This window comes from Mycobacterium sp. GA-2829 (assembly GCF_001499965.1).
GTDB lineage: Bacteria > Actinomycetota > Actinomycetes > Mycobacteriales > Mycobacteriaceae > Mycobacterium.
Genome location: NZ_LQIT01000091.1, coordinates 1 through 1,230, shown reverse-complemented (window position 1 = coordinate 1,230; position 1,230 = coordinate 1). Strand labels below are relative to the sequence as shown.

At 69.5% G+C, this 1,230-nt stretch carries 1 protein-coding gene; it reads right to left on the bottom strand.

All coding sequences use genetic code 11. From position 1 onward, the window contains the following. Positions 1-1,230: type I polyketide synthase (locus AU194_RS30765; RefSeq protein WP_157576614.1), on the bottom strand; the 1,230-nt coding region annotated here is incomplete at both ends.

The window sequence follows — 1,230 nt, the reverse complement described above, 5'->3', positions numbered from 1 at the left end:
CGCACCGGCGACGACGGCGGCGGTGACCTCACCCATCGAGTGCCCGATCACCGCGTCCGGGGTCACCCCGTAGGAGCGCCACAGCTCGGTCAGCGCCAACTGCAGGCCCATGATGACCGGCTGCACCCGGGCATCCCCGCTGACCGGCTCCCCGTCGGTGAGCACCTGCGCCAGCGAAAACCCGACCTCCTCGACGAACACCGGCTCCAACTCCGCCACCGCCGCCGCGAACACCGGCTCGTCCGCCAGCAGCCGGCGACCCATCCCAGCCCACTGCGACCCCTGACCCGAGAACACGAACACCGTCCCCGAACCACACGGACCGTCATGGGGATCCACCACGCCCACCGCGGCGTGTCCGGCCGACAGGGCGCGCAGTCCTGTGACCGCCTGATCACGGTCCCGCGCGCACACGGTCGCGAACTTGGCGTGCCTGGTCCGGTGGTGGTTGAGGGTGTGGGCGATGTCGGCCAACGGGACATCGGTGACACTCATCCAGTCCGCGAGCGCACCCGCGGTGGCGGCGATCCGCTCGCCGGACTTCCCGGAGACCACCAGCGTGCTCACCGCGGGATCCGGCTGCGCCAGCACAGGTTCGGGATCCGGCGCCTGTTCGATGACGATGTGGGCGTTGGTGCCACTGACCCCGAACGAAGACACTCCCGCCCGCCGCGGCCGGTCCACGGCCGGCCAGTTCATCCCGTCGGCGGCGATCCGGAAATCCCGTGCGCATGGCCCCGCGTGCGGGGTGAGCTCCTGGAAGTGCAGGTGTTTGGGGATGTAGCCGTGCCGCACGCTGAGCACGGTCTTGATGAAACCGGTGATCCCCGCACCGGATTCGAGGTGCCCGAGATTCGTCTTCACCGACCCCAACACCAGCGGAGCCGCATCGCCGCGCTCACCGAACACCGCACTCAACGCGTCGAGTTCGATCGGATCACCCAGCGCGGTACCGGTGCCGTGCGCCTCGATGTAATCGATATCGGCAGGCCCGAGCCGCGACGCCGCCAACGCCTGCCGCAACAACGCCTGCTGCGCCGGACCATTGGGCACCGTCTGCCCACTGCTGGCACCGTCCTGATTGACCGCCGAACCCCGCACCACCGCCAACACCCGGTCACCGTCACGCAGCGCATCGCTCAACCGTTTGAGCACGACCACACCGCAACCCTCACTGCGCACATACCCGTCAGCGCCGGCGTCGAAGGTCTTGCACCGTCCGTCCGGGGC